The organism is Mammaliicoccus lentus (assembly GCF_002902755.1).
Lineage (GTDB): Bacteria > Bacillota > Bacilli > Staphylococcales > Staphylococcaceae > Mammaliicoccus > Mammaliicoccus lentus.
In genome coordinates this window covers 103,205-118,362 of sequence record NZ_PPRS01000003.1, presented here as the reverse complement: position 1 = coordinate 118,362, position 15,158 = coordinate 103,205, and the positions used below count along the sequence as shown (strand labels likewise).

Genomic DNA, 15,158 nt, shown 5'->3' with positions numbered 1-15,158 from the left:
AAGTAGGGTGTATCATGGGAAAGTTTTTAATGCGTTTAGATGTATTGATTGTATTATTAGTTATCGCAACATTCTTCTCAATATTTATTGGTGTTTCAGAAGTGAGACCTTTACAAATATTAAGTCTTACAGATGAACAGAAAAATATACTAGTATCTAGTAGAATTCCTAGAACGGTTAGTATTATTATTTCAGGAAGTTGTTTAGCAATATGCGGTCTGATTATGCAACAGTTAACGAGAAATAAATTTGTTTCTCCAACAACAGCAGGCACGATGGATTGGGCAAAGTTAGGTGTTTTAATTTCACTGATACTATTTCCAGACACGAATATATTATTTAAACTTTTATTCGCAACATTACTAAGTTTATTTGGAACAATGTTATTCATGCAAATCCTACAAAGAATTCAATTCAAAGATGTTATTTTTATACCACTTGTAGGGATAATGCTTGGTAACATTGTTTCTAGTTTTTCAACCTTTGTTGCTTTAAGAACAAACGCTGTTCAAAGCATAGGGAACTTTATGCAAGGTAACTTTTCTATCATTACTAGTGGGAGATACGAAATTTTATACATAAGTATTCCTTTATTGATAATTGCGTATATTTTTGCCAACAAATTTACGATTGCAGGTATGGGAAAGGACTTCAGTGTCAACTTAGGATTAAATTACCATAGAATAGTTAATATTGGTTTAATCATTGCATCTATCATTACAGCACTAGTTGTGGTAACAGTAGGAATGATGCCTTTCTTAGGGTTAATTATACCGAACTTAATTTCAATATTCAGAGGTGATCATCTTAAAAATGCTTTACCGCACACTGCAATCTTAGGCGCGTTGTTTGTTATGATATGCGACATTTTAGGAAGACTGATTATATTCCCATACGAAATTACAATTGGTTTAACAATCGGTGTAATTGGTAGCTTTATTTTCATAGTTTTATTGATGAAAGGACGTTCGAAAAATGCTTAAGAAATTAACACCAGTACAGAAACTCATCCTTTTATCCATTATAACTATTTTAATAGCAGCGTTGTATTTGTTCTATAACATCAATCCAAAGATTTTAGAATACCAATTAACAAGTCGTGTAAGAAAGACAATCGCGATGTTATTAGTTGGCGCAAGTATTGCAGTATCAACAGTTATTTTCCAAACAATTACAAACAATAGAATTTTGACACCTTCTATTATTGGTTTAGATGCTGTTTATATGTTTATAAAAACTTCATTAATATTTTTCTTTGGTTCTACTTCAACAATTGTTTTGAATAACCATTTAAATTTCTTAGTGACTTTAGTCGGTATGATTATATTCAGTTTATTCTTATTCCAAATATTATTTAGGTCTAAAGATCAAAATGTGTTTTTCATTTTATTATTAGGTATTGTATTTGGGACATTCTTCTCAAGTTTATCCAGTTTTATAGAGATGATGATAGATCCAGAAGAGTTCTTATCTATTCAAAGTGCAATGTTCGCAAGTTTTAATGCAATTAATGAAGGCATACTTTTAATATCCGGCGTTGTATTAATCATAATGATTATCATTGCGTTCTTTATTAAACCATATTTAGATGTACTTTCATTAGGTAGAGACCAAGCAATCAACCTAGGGGTCAATTATACACAAGTTACAAGATGGTTGATGGTAATGGTAGCATTACTTGTTACAGTTTCTACAGCATTAGTCGGACCTATTACATTTTTAGGTTTACTTGTAGTGAACTTGGCTCATGAATTTATAAAAAGGTTTGAACATAAATATATACTACCAACAGCTATTTTAATTAGTTGGATTAGTTTATTTTTAGGCCAATGGGTAGTTGAACATTTATTTGAAGGCAACACTGAAATTAGCATTATGATCAACTTTATAGGCGGCATTTACTTTATATTCTTAATATTAAAGGAGCGTAATGTAACATGATAAAAGTAGAAGGATTAACGAAAGCTTATCAAAACAATAAAGTCGTAGACGAAGTGGACATCGAAATAGAAAGAGGAAAAATCACATCATTTATAGGACCTAATGGTGCAGGTAAAAGTACTGTATTAGCAATGGTTAGTAGATTAATTGAAAAAGATAACGGAAGTATAAAAATAGATAACCATGATATATCTTCAATGAAAAGTAATGATTTGGCGAAAAAACTATCTATTTTAAAACAAACAAACCATACAGAGTTGAAAATCACAGTTAGACAATTAGTAAGTTTCGGGCGTTTCCCATATTCAAAAGGAAAATTGAAAAAAGAAGATCATAAAATGATTGATAAAGCTTTAGAGTATTTAGGTTTAACAGAAATACAAGGCAAATATTTAGGTGAATTATCAGGCGGGCAAAGACAACGTGCTTATATTGCAATGACAATCGCTCAAGATACTGATTACATTTTACTTGATGAACCATTAAATAACCTAGATATGAAACATTCCGTTCAAATTATGAAGATATTAAGAAGACTTGTAAAAGAAATGAATAAAACGATTGTACTCGTGATTCACGATATCAATTTCGCTTCTTGTTATTCAGATAGAATCATTGCCATAAAAGAAGGTAAAGTAGAAATAGCAGGATCTAAAGATGATGTAATAGAAGAACCTGTTCTAAGTGGTATATATGATTTAGATATTAAAATCGAAGAGATCAATGGACAACGCATTTGTGTTTACTTTGATAATGAATATATTGAAGCAGAAGAAATTCAAACTTTAGCAATATAGTCTTTTTACATTGAAAGGAGTGATGCTTGATATTTGCAAGTAAGTAATTATTTATTTATGCACTGTTTTTACATCATTATATATAAGAAGGAGAGTTTAGTTCATGAAGAAAGTATTTAGTTTTATGTTAATAGCAGTATTATCAATCGTATTAGTAGCATGCGGTAATGATTCAAGTAGTAAAGAGGAAAAGTCATCAAAAGACGATACTAAGAGTGATTCTAAAACAGTAGAAATCGAATCTAAATATCAAGTTCGTGGTAAAGAGAAAGATGGCAGTGATGCTAAGACAGTAGAAGAGAAAGTGAAAGTTCCAGTTAATCCTAAGAAGGTTGTTGTATTAGATTATGGTACTTTAGATACAGTTGAAGCATTAGGTGCAAAAGACGCAGTTAAAGGTGTACCTAAAGGTGAAGGCGGCGCTTCATTACCTGAATTCTTAGACACATTCAAAGGTGACGAATTTGTAAACACTGGCTCAGTTAAAGAAGTAAACTACGATAAAATTGCAGAAATTGACCCAGACTTAATTCTATTCTCTGGTCGTACTGCAGGAACTGAAGTACAAGATGAATTGAAAAAAGCAGCTCCAGAGGCAGCAAGATTATACGTAGGTGCAGATGATAAAAATTACTTGAACTCAGTTGAAGAAAATACGAATAATTTAGGTAAAATTTTCGATAAAGAAGATAAAGCAAAAGAATTAAACAAGAGCTTAGAGAAGAAAATTAAAGATGTTAAAGCAAAAGCTGATAAATCAGATAAAAAAGGAATGTACTTATTAGCTAACGAAGGTGAGTTATCTACATATGGTCCAGGTGCAAGATTTGGTAGCTTAATCTTTGACGTATTGGATGTAAAACCAGTCGATAAAGACTTAAAAGCAAGCACACATGGCCAACCAGTAAGCTTCGAATATATTTCTGAAAAGAATCCTGACATCATCTATGCCATGGACAGAGGTAAAGCGATTGGCGGAAAAGAAAGTGCTAACAAAGCATTATCAAACGACGTTATCAAAGATGTTACAGCAATTAAAGAAGACAAAGTTGTAAACGTTGATCCACAATTATGGTACTTAGCTTCAGGTGGCGTAAGAACTACTGAAAAACAAGTAGACGAAGTTGCTAAAGGTTTAGAATAAGAAATAAAGCTGAGATATTTTAATGCCCCAGCTTAAAAAGAATACTCCTAATCCTAAGTTTATTTAACTAATGGATTAGGAGTATTTATATATCTGAAAAAGCAGCCAACAAGACAATATTTTGTCTTGTTGGCTGCTTATACGTTTCACTGAAGTGTTTGTTTTAATTTGTTAATTGATCTGTTGGTTCTCCAATAATACGTACTTCACGTTTCAGCTCTACGTCAAACTTTTCTTTAACGACTTTTTGAACATGTTCAATAATCATTTCGTAATCAGTAGCTGTTCCGTTATCTACATTTACTATAAAACCAGCATGTTTAGTCGATACTTCTACACCGCCTATTCTATGGCCTTGTAGGTCAGCATCTTGTATCAATTTACCTGCAAAGTGGTTAGGAGGTCTTTGGAAAACACTGCCACACGATGGATACTCTAAAGGCTGTTTATCTTGTCTTCTTTGCGTCAAATCATCCATGGTAGCTTGTATTGTCTTTATATCTCCCGGCTGTAATTTGAAAGTTGCTTCAAGTACAACTAAATGTTGACGTTGAACAATACTTGTTCTGTAACCAAGTTCGAGTTCATCGCTTTGTATTGTATATAGCTTGCCTGTATCATCTATAGCTTTAATGTAATCAATGCAATCTTTAACTTCGCCACCATAAGCTCCTGCGTTCATATAGACTGCACCACCGACAGAACCGGGGATGCCACATGCAAATTCCAATCCTGTTAAATGATGGTCTCTTGCACGTCTTGATACATCTATAATCGCTGCGCCACTTCCGCATGTTATACAACCGTCACGAACGTGAATTTGATTGAATTGTAATAAACTGATTACAATACCGCGTATACCCCCGTCTCTAATGATGATATTAGAACCATTCCCTAAAAACGTTAAAGGAATTTGATTAAGGTATGCATATTCTACTATTTTTTGAACTTCTGTATATGAAGTAGGGGATAAGTAAAAGTCTGCTTTTCCACCTGTTTTTGTGAAAGTATATTTTTTTAAAGGTTCATTCACCTTAATTAATGATTTAGGGAGAAATTTTGATAAATCCTCCAAAATTGTAGGGTTATTCACCGTTCAACGTCCTTTCTTTACTGTGCTCTTAAAAATATTATATCAAGATTTTCCAGTTTAAGCGAATAGCTTATGAGCAATGTTTTTCAATAAGTTGTTGAAACCATTGTTGCTTATTGTTCTCATATTCTCTTACACTTTTATTGTTATTTATAGTGTTTGTTTTAAAACTTTGAAATGAGTCTATAACTGAGTTGTCGTGATTTAAAAGTTCATCTACAGTTAAATAATCATATAACATTTGACTGTTTTGTTCAACAATATGTATACGCACAATTTGCCTTAATGTAATCATATCTTTAAATTGAGCCATCATAATTTTCTTCTTATAAGAGTGGTGTAATCTATATATGTTGTGATAGTTTAATCTCTTCTCATCTAAGCTAGTAATATCATGTAATGAACGCACGGTAACAAGTACATCTAAGATAGGTTCAGTTGTATAAAGGGTTTGTTTCGTGCCACCTATATGATAAACATCTTGTATAGGTGTATTTAATAGGCTAAACAATAGTTGTTGAATTTTTATATATTTTGCTTTAAAATTTTTTGTTGATTGTAATTGAATGAACGGTTGAGGTCTTTTTAACATAATAACACTTCCATTAATCAATAATAAGAATATAATATATAACATTTTAATTATCCATGATATTATGTATAATACAAGTGAAACAGAGGTGCAATGATGAAAATTAAATTACTCTACTTAATGTTATTTGTACTTGTATTAATTATTGCAGCTTGTAGTAATGAGGTAAATTCAGATCTTAAAAAGTATAAAAGAGATATGAAACCTATTTATAAAAAAGAAGACACAATTCTTGATAATATTAATCAATTAAATTTAGATAAATTAGATCAACTAGTAGGCACTGAAGTAACAGCTGAAAAACATAAAGAATTGAATAAGCTTCATAAAGAACTTGATAAAGAAGTCTTACCTGAAGTTAAGAGTCTTAAAAAACAAGCTGAGAATATCGAGCCGAGTACACAAGAAGTAAAAGATGCACATAATATTTACGTTAGCAATGTTAAAAAGAGAGAAGACTCTATTTCAGAGCTAAATGAATATATATCGCTATTCGAAAAATCTATCAGATCTAATGAGAAAATATTAGAGTATACAGAGGTATTTGAGAAAAATAAAGCAGTAGCTGAAAAAAATGCTAGTAAAGCTAAAGATAGCTCTGAAGATAAAGATGATTATGAAGCGTTAGTATCAGTAATAGATAAAAATAGTGACGATTTAAATAATAAAGCTAAGTATTTAAATGAAGCGCATAGTGTGAAAGAGAAATCACAGTATATCCATGATAAAATCATTCCGAGTATATCTAAGTATGTAAAAGCTCTTAATCAAACAAATATTAAATCCAATAGAGTGAATCAAATGAGGCAATCTCAGATTGAAATGTATTACACTTTAAGTGATTATTATAAGGAACGAAAAAAAGGTATTATTATTGAAGAAAAACTTCAAAAAATAAAAGCACCTGATGACTTTAACAGTAAAGTTGCGTACTTAGGAAAAGATGAGAAGTATGATAAAGCTATTGATAGATTAGAAAAATAAAACACACCGTATATTAGAATAAAAGTTTATTCTGTATCGGTGTGTTTCTTTTATTCTTCTTTTTTAACGGTGGATTCTTTCTTCTTAGTTTGAGATAAGTATATATTTTTACCTACTAAAGAGATAAACCAAATCGAAAATGCGATAATTAAGATATATGATAATGCAGGTTGGTTTTTAAAATCGAATAAAAACAGAATAGAAATAATAAGTAAACATGCATTAATCGTATCAATCATTCCCCATCTCTTAATGAGGGTAGGTGTTACATTTTTGGTCAAATAAAGCACCTCCTTATTGTAATTATAGTATATCAAAATTAACTAGTGGTTAATATCAAAGAATGCGGGTAAACATAATTAAGATAAAAATAGAATTTGCCATATAAAACGAATGATGTTATAGTGTTCAATTGTATTGGTTAAATTATGATAGAGGTGAATTAAAATGGTCGTGAAATTAACTTCCATCGATCAATTTGAAAAAGTACTCAATGATAACCCAAACGTATTTGTAATGAAACACAGCAGTACTTGTCCTATTTCGGCAAGTGCGTATGATCAATTTAATAAATTCTTATATGAAAGAGACATGGACGGTTATTATTTAATTGTTCAAGAAGAAAGAGAATTATCTGATTATATAGCTGACAAAACTGGCGTCAAACATGAATCACCACAGGCTTTTTATTTTATAAACGGGAATGCCGAGTGGGATGTAAGTCATGATAATATCACAGTAGCAAGTTTATCGAAAGCAGAAGAGTAATAATGATATAAGACAAACAGTCATATTGACTGTTTGTTTTTTTGTTAAATAGAGAAAAAAACAGTATAATGAATTATGATAAAAAGCATGAGGTGAAAAATATGAGAGTATTAGTTGCGATGGATGAATTTGATGGTATTTTATCAAGTTATCATGCAAATAGATTTGTAGAAGAAGCGATAAAGTCTCAATTTAATGAAGCGGATATAGTGCAAGTACCTTTATTTAATGGTCAAAGAGAAGTTATTGATTCAATATTATTATGGCAATCAGGCACGAAATATTCGGTAGATCATCATGATGCATATATGAACCCTAAGACATCAGTTTATGCAGTTACTGGTAATAACATAACGGTTATAGAAGCGGGTGAAGTGTTAACTTCAAATGAAGAAACAATTAGACCAAGTGAAACCACTTCTTACGGTTTAGGTGAAATGCTTAATGAAGCGCTTAAAGAAAATACTAATGAAATGATTATATCAGTAGGTAACGTTGCAAGTTATGATGGTGGTCTAGGCATGATTCAAGCACTTGGCGCAAAGTTTTATGATGCTGAAGGTGCTTTAGTAGATTTAAGCAAGGGCGCTAAATGGATTAAATATATTAGAACAATAGACTTATATGATTTAGATAAACGTTTGAAAGATAAAAAAATTAAAGTCATTACAGATTTTGAATCTAAATATTATGGTAAAAGTAGTCGAGTTATGAAAGAACGTGAATTAAATCATATCACGTTAGAAGAGGCTACAGATATAGATAATGCTTTATGGTATATAAGTGAACTGTTTAAGAGTCAGCATAAAACATTATTAGGTAAAGAAGAAAGAGGCGGATCTGGTAGCGGTATAGCTGCTATGTTAAATTGTCTATGGGATGGCGAACTTGTAACTGGTGGAGATGTTGTTAACGAACTGACATACTTAGATCAATTAATTGAGCAAGCTGATTTTGTTGTGTTTGGGGAAGGTTTAAAACCGAACCAACAATTACTCGAGACGACTTCAGTAAGAATTGCAGAATTATGTCATAAACACAATAAAGTTAATATCGCAGTTTGTGCAACAGATGAAAAATTCGATAAATATATTGAACAAGAGGTTACAGCAATGTTTAAAGTACTAAACAAAGATCAATATACGATGACCGAATTAGAAATGGGTATAGCCCTAAGACATTTAACAACACAAGCATTAAGATTACTGAAAAGTAATTTATAATTAAGAGTCCGGAACATAACAAATGTTTCGGATTTTTGTTATGTAAGCGTGAGTATTTCATTATTTTTAATGAATAATAAGAGAGTGGGGCCTCTAACGTGCAAGAAATTTGAGACAAGCTCGTTACATTTTCTAACGGGCTAGTGCATGTAAACAAGCCCGTTAGCGCAATATTTTTTACGATTTTGTAAAGTGCTGACGCCTGAGGGAATCGTATGAGTGAGAGACTACAGGCTCGAACCATACCCTAGGCAAGAATGCACGAACAAAATCGTAGATCTTATAAAAAATAAGCATATCACTTTCAAACTGAAATAATCAGTTAAGTGATATGCTTATTTATTTTGAATTAAGATTGTTTTTCAAATTCAGATAGGATACCTACAATTGTTTGCACTGCATTTTCCATAACATCAATAGACGCATATTCAAATGGTCCATGGAAATTAGCGCCACCAGTAAATAAATTTGGTGTAGGTAAGCCCATATAAGAAAGTTGAGAACCATCAGTACCACCACGAATCGGCTCTATTACAGGTGTAATACCTAAAGATTTAATCACTTTCTCAGGTATATCGATTAGCTCAGGATGAGGTTTGATTTTTTCACCCATATTATAATATTGATCATCGATTTGAACTTTAATCAGTTCTTCATTATAATGGTGGTTTAAATTTTTGGCGATATCTAACAAATGATTTTTTCTACGCTCAAATTGTGCTTTGTCATGGTCACGAATAATATATTGTAATGTTGCTTTTTCAACGTTACCTTCCATTTGCATTAAATGGTAAAACCCTTCATATCCTTCAGTATGTTCAGGTACTTCATCAGCTGGTAACTGTTCATTAAAAGTCATTGCTAACGTGTTAGCATTGACCATAACATCTTTAGCTGAACCAGGATGAACATTGACACCATTAACTTCTACAACAGCCATAGCTGCATTAAAGCTTTCGTATTGTAGTTCGCCTTCTAAACTGCCATCCATTGTATAAGCAAAGTCAGCATTGAAACGTTCTACATCAAAGTTGTGTGGCCCTTTACCAATTTCTTCGTCAGGCGTAAAGCTAAATCGAATGTCACCGTGTTTGATTTCTGGATGATCAATTAAGTAAATAATAGCTTCCATAACTTCTACGACACCAGCTTTATCGTCTGCACCTAGCAATGATGTGCCATCAGTTGTCATTAATGTATGCCCGATAACATCTTTTAATTGTGGGAAAGTATTTGGGCTAAGCACTTTTTCTGTCTGACCTAACTGAATATCTTCCCCGTTATAATTTTCTACAATTACTGGATTAACGTTTGTAGCATTATAATCAGGTGATGTATCAATATGTGCTAATAAACCAACAGTAGGAACCTTTTTATCAGTATTAGATGGTAACGTAGCCATTAAGTACCCTTTGTCATCTACTGTTACTTCAAGGTTAAGTGCTTTAATTTCTTCTTCAAGAAGTTTAATTAAATCCCATTGTTTTTCAGTAGAAGGTGTTGTTGTACTATTTGGATCCGCTTGTGTGTCTATCTTTACATATCTTTCTAATCGATCAATTAGACGTTGTTTCACATTATTCTCTCCCTTTTACTTCTATTTACTTTACTTATTATACGCTTTTTTGTTTCTTAGAAGCAAAAAATTGCTTAGTACGAATGTAAATTTGGAAGACAATTTCTGAACTTAAAATACCAAACGCAATAGCTCCAGATATTAGTGTAGCTTGTAATGACGTATTGATAGCTACATCATAATTATTAATAACTAAGTTTTTAGTGGCATCATAAGCTAAACCACCGGGAACTAAAGGAATAATACCAGCTACTATAAAAATAATCATAGGACGTTTATAGTAGCGGCTCATTATATGACTCATGATAGCTAAAGTGAAACTCCCGTAGAACGAAGCTTGAACTTTATCAATACCGAAGTCTAAAGAAACAGTATAAATCATCCAAGCTATGGCGCCAACAACACCACAAGCAATTAGAAGTCTTCTAGGTGCATTAAAAATGACAGAGAAGAATAATGTTGCAGTAAAACTTAATAGTATTTGATAAATATAATCTAACATTCATAGCACCTTCCTTAACTTAGTAATAATACAATTGCTACGCCAGCACCGATTGCAAATGCTGTTAAAGCCGCTTCTACACCTTTAGAAATACCAGCTAATAATTGACCAGCCATCAAATCTCTTATTGCATTTGTAATAAGAACACCTGGTACAAGTGGCATAACAGAGGCAATGGTAATTAAACTTAAATTATCTCCGTAAAAGAAATTGACACTTATTGTAGCTATTGTAGCTATAATTAATGAACTAATAAATTCAGTAAAAAATTTAATGCGTATCGTATTATGTACAATTGCCATTGTTAAATACCCAGTACCACCAGCTATAAATGAAGGGATAACATCAGGTTGTTTACCGCCAAACATAGGTAAGAAACATGCTGATGCAATAGCTGCTGCCAAAACTTTTAACCAAAAAGGAAATTGTAATGCAGCATGATGTAAATGTATCAATTCAGATTTAGCTTCATCTATCGATAATTCGTTATTTGCAATCTTTCTGGAAATTTGATTCGTCAGAGATATTTTCTCTAAATCTGTCGATCTTTCATCTATTCTTATCAATCTAGTGTTAGTTCTATCATTTAATGAGAAAATAATTGCTGTGGAAGTTACAAAGCTATGTGTATTTTCTAAGCCATAACTCGTTGCGATTCTAGCCATTGTGTCTTCAACTCTATATGTTTCAGCACCGCTTTCCAAAAGGATGCGTCCTGCTGTCATAACGACATCGATTATTTTATTCTCATCTATTATTGTGAAATCCTTTAATTCTTCCATAATAACCTCCATGTTCGCAATGAATAAAATATAATCCTTATATAACAACAATTCAACAAAAAACATAGAATTGCAATAGGCAATTCTATGTTTAGTTTATAATTTAATAATTGGATTGAACATTACTTTGTTTTGACCTTGTAATTTCGCTTCATGTAACATATCATCCGCGTCTTTAAATACACGTCTTTTAGATTTATTATCCTCTTCTGTTAAATAGCCGACCCCTATGGAGACAGAAAGTTTTATTGTGTCTTTGTTAGGTAAATGGAACGTTGATTGTTGCACACTATCTCTAATACTTTCGGCTAACTTAATCGCACTATCTAATGATTCATCAATCAATATAATAGAAAATTCTTCTCCTCCGTTACGGAATGCTTTTACGTCTTTAGGCAAGTAATTAATGAGTAATTGGGACATCTGTTTGAGCACTGCATCACCAGCCGTATGAGAATATTCATCATTTACATCTTTAAATCCATCTATATCAATTAACAACAATGCCATAGATTGTTGTTGTTCAGTAACGAGTTCAGTTGTTCTATTTAAATATCTATCGAATTCTTTTACGTTTCCTAATCCAGTTAAATAATCGACTGATTCTTCATTTTCATAACGGGAAATAAGATTTTTAAGAATCCATATATCGCGATAAACACTCGCACTAATAATACTAAGGATAAAGGAAATTGGTACGAGAAACAACCATTCATTCAACCATGAATTAGGGTTTAAGAATATTAAAGTAATAACAATAATAAGGATACTGATTAAATATAATAATTGTATGCTAACAAAATCACTTTGTTTAAGAAATGGACCAATCATACCTACTACTACTGCTATTATGAGTAGATGTAAGTCATCTAAAAATGGTGTGTTGAATATAAACATATCTACTAGCAAAATGATGACTGCACTGAATGAGGTATAAAATAAATTTGTAAATCTACCTAAGAACAATAACGGGATAAAGCTTAACGTGATAACATAATCATGATATTGAATAGGGTTGGATATTAACAATATCGAAACACCAGTCATTAGAATGGTGATATAATTTTGTGAAAATTTTACGGTTCTAGTTTCACTATATTGGATGCGATGGTATAGATAAAAAGACGCAATAGTTACAGAAATATTAAATATAATTGCTTGTATCATATAGCACCATCCTTCATTTTATAAGCCATATGATATTGTAATCTATTAGATGACGTTTGTCACGATATAACAAGTATTTTCGGAAAAAAAGTTTCATTTTTCACAGCTTGTAGGAATTAAAAGCGGAATATTTACTACTGAAACAATTGGGAATATATGGGATGCAGTGGTTTTTATAGCATGTGAGCTGAAATTTTGATATTCTTAAAGAAATGTTTTATTAACATTATTCTTCAATTATAAGATGAAGGTGAATCCATGTTTACTTTGCAATTAATATTATTAACGATGATTGTGAGCTTAATACTTACACCTTTAGTAATTGTACTTTCTAAAAAAATAGGTGCTGTTGATATGCCTAATGTAAGAAAAGTACATACTAAACCAGTTTCAGTATTGGGCGGAACAGTTATTTTGCTATCTTTTCTTATCGGGTTATGGTGGGGCAAACCAGTTGAACATGAAATAATACCTATTATATTAGGTGCAATTGTTATTTATTTAATTGGTTTAGTCGATGATTTATACGATATGAAACCACTGGTGAAACTTGCAGGACAAATAGCAGTTTCACTTATAGTTGTATTAAATGGTGTTACATTAGACTTTATAACATTACCTTTTGGAATTGTTATAGAATTCGGCATATTTAGTATACCTATGACTATATTTTGGGTAGTCGCAGTTATGAATGCAATTAATTTAATAGATGGATTAGATGGTCTAGCTTCAGGTATTTCGTGTATTGCGCTTGTAACGATTGGATTTATTGCCATATTACAACAAAATATTTTCATAATGATGATATGTAGCGTGTTAATTGGTTCGTTATTAGGATTTTTAGTTTTCAATTCGCATCCAGCAAAAATATTCCTTGGAGATAGTGGTGCATTGTTGTTAGGTTATATTATTGGTGTTTTATCACTATTAGGTTTTAAAAACATTACATTAATATCACTATTTTTCCCGATGGTTATTTTAGCAGTACCATTTATAGACATGTTGTTTGCTATAATTCGAAGATTACATAATAAGCAATCCATAGTACAGGCAGATAAATCACATTTACATCATAAGTTATTGGATTTAGGCTATACACATAGACAGACAGTAGTATTAATCTATATGATTGCTATATTGTTTAGCATATCTAGTGTCATACTATACTTATCACCGCCATACGGTGTATTGATGATGTTTATTATGATTTTAATTACAATTGAATTAATCGTAGAATTTACAGGTTTAATACATCCTAATTACAGACCTATACTCAATTTATTAACACGGTCTAAATATAAAGAAGAACGCTAAATTTAGCGTTCTTCTTCTTTGTTATATGGAAACGGTAAGGCAATAGTTTCTTCTCTATTTAATTCGTATTTTCCTTGATTAATTTCATCTAAGAAATTCATAAAGTTTTCTTCTTCTGAGGCAATCACGTGTATCGTATATTTCACTTTATCAGTGTAGGCTGTATCAACAAGCATATATTCTGTTTGTTGTAATTCATATTCAAAACGACCCGTTTGATCATAATCTAAAGTGACTTCAAACGGTATAGCTTCAAGTAAAATGATACGACCGATTTCATTAATCACTTGGCTTACTGCACTTCCGTAAGCTCTGATAAGTCCTCCGGCACCAAGTTTTATGCCACCAAAGTAACGGGTAACCACAACAACTACATTATGTAATTGTTGCTTTTTTAATACTTCGAGCATTGGTACACCAGCAGTTCCAGAAGGCTCTCCGTCATCATTGGCTTTTTGTGTGAGCATAGTTGGTCCGATGACGTAACTTGAGCAGTTATGAGTCGCTGAATGATGTTCTTTTTTCTTTTGCTGTATGAATGCTTTAGCTTCTTCTTCTGTTTCGGCCGGGTGAATACTCGCTATAAATCTAGATTTATTTATTATTATTTCAGTTTCATGTGGTGCTTTTATAGTAATTAGTCCTTCAGCCATGTTAAAACTTCTCCCTTTACATCGTTATCTGTTACGATATATTATATACTATTGAAATTAGACGGGAAAGGATTGTATCAATTGAAGAAGAATAAATTAATATTTTTATGCATAGCTTTGACTTTAATATTAGCGGCGTGTGGTTCTAAAGATGAACCTAAACAAGAAACGAAGGATAAAGACGATAGCCAAGGTGTATTATTAGATGATAAAGGCAATCCGAAAGAAACAATTGAGGTAGATAAAGATACAGAGAAAGCTGTTAAAGATGCGATTGAGAAAAATAGGGAATCTTTAAACGAAGGTAATGTAGATAAGTATATTGATACGATAGATCATGATTCAAAACAGTTAGATGTTAAAGAAGAAAAGTCAGTTTTACAAGATACGCTTAAAGATTATAAGTTTGATAAAAAAATTTCTAATATTAAATTTTTAGAAAAAGATAAAGATAAGGTTGTTGTGTTTTATAATGTAGATACTACAGCTCACCCGAAAAGTGGTGGAGATGATGAAAAAAAATCATTTAATGAAGTCGTAACACTTGTTAAGAAAGATAACACTTATAAGTATTCTAAAATGGCACAAGCAGCAATTTAATAGATAAAGTACTTTTCAAATA

At 31.5% G+C, this 15,158-nt stretch carries 17 protein-coding genes; 9 read left to right on the top strand and 8 right to left on the bottom strand.

Annotation, left to right across the window (positions count from 1 at the left end; genetic code table 11):
- Window positions 1-14 precede the first annotated feature (14 nt).
- The 4 genes from CD135_RS01155 (at window position 15) to CD135_RS01140 (ending at window position 3,882) form a co-directional block, all read left to right on the top strand.
- A complete protein-coding gene (locus CD135_RS01155) occupies window positions 15-983 on the top strand; it encodes an ABC transporter permease (protein WP_017000362.1) in 969 nt (322 codons plus the stop codon).
- A complete protein-coding gene (locus CD135_RS01150) occupies window positions 976-1,941 on the top strand; it encodes an iron chelate uptake ABC transporter family permease subunit (protein WP_017000361.1) in 966 nt (321 codons plus the stop codon). Before CD135_RS01155 ends, CD135_RS01150 begins: the two co-directional genes overlap by 8 nt.
- Window positions 1,938-2,738: an iron ABC transporter ATP-binding protein gene (locus tag CD135_RS01145; protein ID WP_103268622.1), complete on the top strand. Its 801-nt coding sequence runs from the start codon at window positions 1,938-1,940 to the stop codon at window positions 2,736-2,738. The genes CD135_RS01150 and CD135_RS01145 overlap by 4 nt, the downstream gene beginning before the upstream one ends.
- Window positions 2,739-2,841: 103 nt before the next feature.
- The gene (locus CD135_RS01140; RefSeq protein ID WP_103268621.1) at window positions 2,842-3,882 is read left to right on the top strand and encodes a ferrated catecholamine ABC transporter substrate-binding lipoprotein SstD; all 1,041 of its coding nucleotides are present in this window, start codon (window positions 2,842-2,844) and stop codon (window positions 3,880-3,882) included.
- A 163-nt stretch (window positions 3,883-4,045) separates the two neighbouring features.
- On the opposite strand, the gene murB is transcribed toward CD135_RS01140, so the two are convergent.
- Complete coding sequence (gene murB / locus CD135_RS01135) at window positions 4,046-4,975, bottom strand: UDP-N-acetylmuramate dehydrogenase (RefSeq protein WP_064210869.1); 930 nt, start codon at window positions 4,973-4,975, stop codon at window positions 4,046-4,048.
- Between the two features lie 70 nt (window positions 4,976-5,045).
- Entirely contained in the window at window positions 5,046-5,567 is a 522-nt protein-coding gene (locus CD135_RS01130) for a GrpB family protein (RefSeq protein WP_064210890.1), read from the bottom strand.
- Window positions 5,568-5,660: 93 nt separating this feature from the next.
- Between CD135_RS01130 and CD135_RS01125 the strand changes: the two genes are divergently transcribed.
- The gene (locus tag CD135_RS01125) at window positions 5,661-6,551 is read left to right on the top strand and encodes an EMYY motif lipoprotein (RefSeq protein ID WP_258027580.1); all 891 of its coding nucleotides are present in this window, start codon (window positions 5,661-5,663) and stop codon (window positions 6,549-6,551) included.
- A gap of 50 nt (window positions 6,552-6,601) precedes the next feature.
- Here the strand turns inward: CD135_RS01125 and CD135_RS01120 are convergent, their stop codons facing one another.
- On the bottom strand, window positions 6,602-6,841 hold the full coding sequence (locus CD135_RS01120) for a hypothetical protein (protein ID WP_245942523.1): 240 nt from the start codon (window positions 6,839-6,841) through the stop codon (window positions 6,602-6,604).
- Between the two features lie 157 nt (window positions 6,842-6,998).
- Here CD135_RS01120 and ytxJ point away from each other — a divergent pair, with 157 nt between their 5' ends.
- Window positions 6,999-7,319 carry a bacillithiol system redox-active protein YtxJ gene (gene ytxJ, locus CD135_RS01115; protein WP_103268619.1) on the top strand — a complete coding sequence of 107 codons (321 nt, stop codon included), beginning with the start codon at window positions 6,999-7,001 and terminating at the stop codon, window positions 7,317-7,319.
- A gap of 101 nt (window positions 7,320-7,420) precedes the next feature.
- Window positions 7,421-8,542: a glycerate kinase gene (locus CD135_RS01110; protein WP_017000355.1), complete on the top strand. Its 1,122-nt coding sequence runs from the start codon at window positions 7,421-7,423 to the stop codon at window positions 8,540-8,542.
- Window positions 8,543-8,891: 349 nt separating this feature from the next.
- Here the strand turns inward: CD135_RS01110 and pepT are convergent, their stop codons facing one another.
- From pepT to gdpS, 4 genes are all read right to left on the bottom strand, one after another.
- Window positions 8,892-10,118 (bottom strand): peptidase T, encoded by a 1,227-nt coding sequence (pepT, locus tag CD135_RS01105; protein WP_103268618.1) that lies wholly within the window; start codon window positions 10,116-10,118, stop codon window positions 8,892-8,894.
- A 37-nt stretch (window positions 10,119-10,155) separates the two neighbouring features.
- Complete coding sequence (locus CD135_RS01100; RefSeq protein ID WP_016998600.1) at window positions 10,156-10,620, bottom strand: threonine/serine exporter family protein; 465 nt, start codon at window positions 10,618-10,620, stop codon at window positions 10,156-10,158.
- Between the two features lie 14 nt (window positions 10,621-10,634).
- On the bottom strand, window positions 10,635-11,402 hold the full coding sequence (locus tag CD135_RS01095; protein WP_016998599.1) for a threonine/serine exporter family protein: 768 nt from the start codon (window positions 11,400-11,402) through the stop codon (window positions 10,635-10,637).
- A 96-nt stretch (window positions 11,403-11,498) separates the two neighbouring features.
- Complete coding sequence (gene gdpS / locus CD135_RS01090; RefSeq protein ID WP_103268617.1) at window positions 11,499-12,569, bottom strand: GGDEF domain-containing protein GdpS; 1,071 nt, start codon at window positions 12,567-12,569, stop codon at window positions 11,499-11,501.
- A 258-nt stretch (window positions 12,570-12,827) separates the two neighbouring features.
- On the opposite strand from gdpS, the gene CD135_RS01085 reads away from it, so the two are divergent.
- Window positions 12,828-13,883, top strand: coding sequence for a glycosyltransferase family 4 protein (locus tag CD135_RS01085; RefSeq protein ID WP_016998597.1), 1,056 nt, complete (start codon window positions 12,828-12,830; stop codon window positions 13,881-13,883).
- A gap of 2 nt (window positions 13,884-13,885) precedes the next feature.
- Here CD135_RS01085 and CD135_RS01080 read toward each other — a convergent pair whose 3' ends face one another.
- Window positions 13,886-14,536, bottom strand: a complete 651-nt coding sequence (locus CD135_RS01080) for a YigZ family protein (RefSeq protein ID WP_064210873.1) — start codon at window positions 14,534-14,536, stop codon at window positions 13,886-13,888.
- Window positions 14,537-14,617: 81 nt separating this feature from the next.
- Here CD135_RS01080 and CD135_RS01075 point away from each other — a divergent pair, with 81 nt between their 5' ends.
- On the top strand, window positions 14,618-15,136 hold the full coding sequence (locus CD135_RS01075) for a hypothetical protein (RefSeq protein ID WP_103268616.1): 519 nt from the start codon (window positions 14,618-14,620) through the stop codon (window positions 15,134-15,136).
- Window positions 15,137-15,158 lie beyond the last annotated feature (22 nt).

Bases quoted from the DNA above. Each gene is read 5' to 3' on its own strand.
- CD135_RS01100 (WP_016998600.1), bottom strand. From the start codon at position 10,620: ATGTTAGATTATATTTATCAAATACTATTAAGTTTTACTGCAACATTA.
- CD135_RS01125 (WP_258027580.1), top strand. From the start codon at position 5,661: ATGATGAAAATTAAATTACTCTACTTAATGTTATTTGTACTTGTATTA.
- CD135_RS01145 (WP_103268622.1), top strand. From the start codon at position 1,938: ATGATAAAAGTAGAAGGATTAACGAAAGCTTATCAAAACAATAAAGTC.
- gdpS (WP_103268617.1), bottom strand. From the start codon at position 12,569: ATGATACAAGCAATTATATTTAATATTTCTGTAACTATTGCGTCTTTT.
- CD135_RS01150 (WP_017000361.1), top strand. From the start codon at position 976: ATGCTTAAGAAATTAACACCAGTACAGAAACTCATCCTTTTATCCATT.
- CD135_RS01155 (WP_017000362.1), top strand. From the start codon at position 15: ATGGGAAAGTTTTTAATGCGTTTAGATGTATTGATTGTATTATTAGTT.
- CD135_RS01095 (WP_016998599.1), bottom strand. From the start codon at position 11,402: ATGGAAGAATTAAAGGATTTCACAATAATAGATGAGAATAAAATAATC.
- CD135_RS01140 (WP_103268621.1), top strand. From the start codon at position 2,842: ATGAAGAAAGTATTTAGTTTTATGTTAATAGCAGTATTATCAATCGTA.
- ytxJ (WP_103268619.1), top strand. From the start codon at position 6,999: ATGGTCGTGAAATTAACTTCCATCGATCAATTTGAAAAAGTACTCAAT.
- CD135_RS01130 (WP_064210890.1), bottom strand. From the start codon at position 5,567: ATGTTAAAAAGACCTCAACCGTTCATTCAATTACAATCAACAAAAAAT.
- CD135_RS01080 (WP_064210873.1), bottom strand. From the start codon at position 14,536: ATGGCTGAAGGACTAATTACTATAAAAGCACCACATGAAACTGAAATA.
- CD135_RS01110 (WP_017000355.1), top strand. From the start codon at position 7,421: ATGAGAGTATTAGTTGCGATGGATGAATTTGATGGTATTTTATCAAGT.
- CD135_RS01085 (WP_016998597.1), top strand. From the start codon at position 12,828: ATGTTTACTTTGCAATTAATATTATTAACGATGATTGTGAGCTTAATA.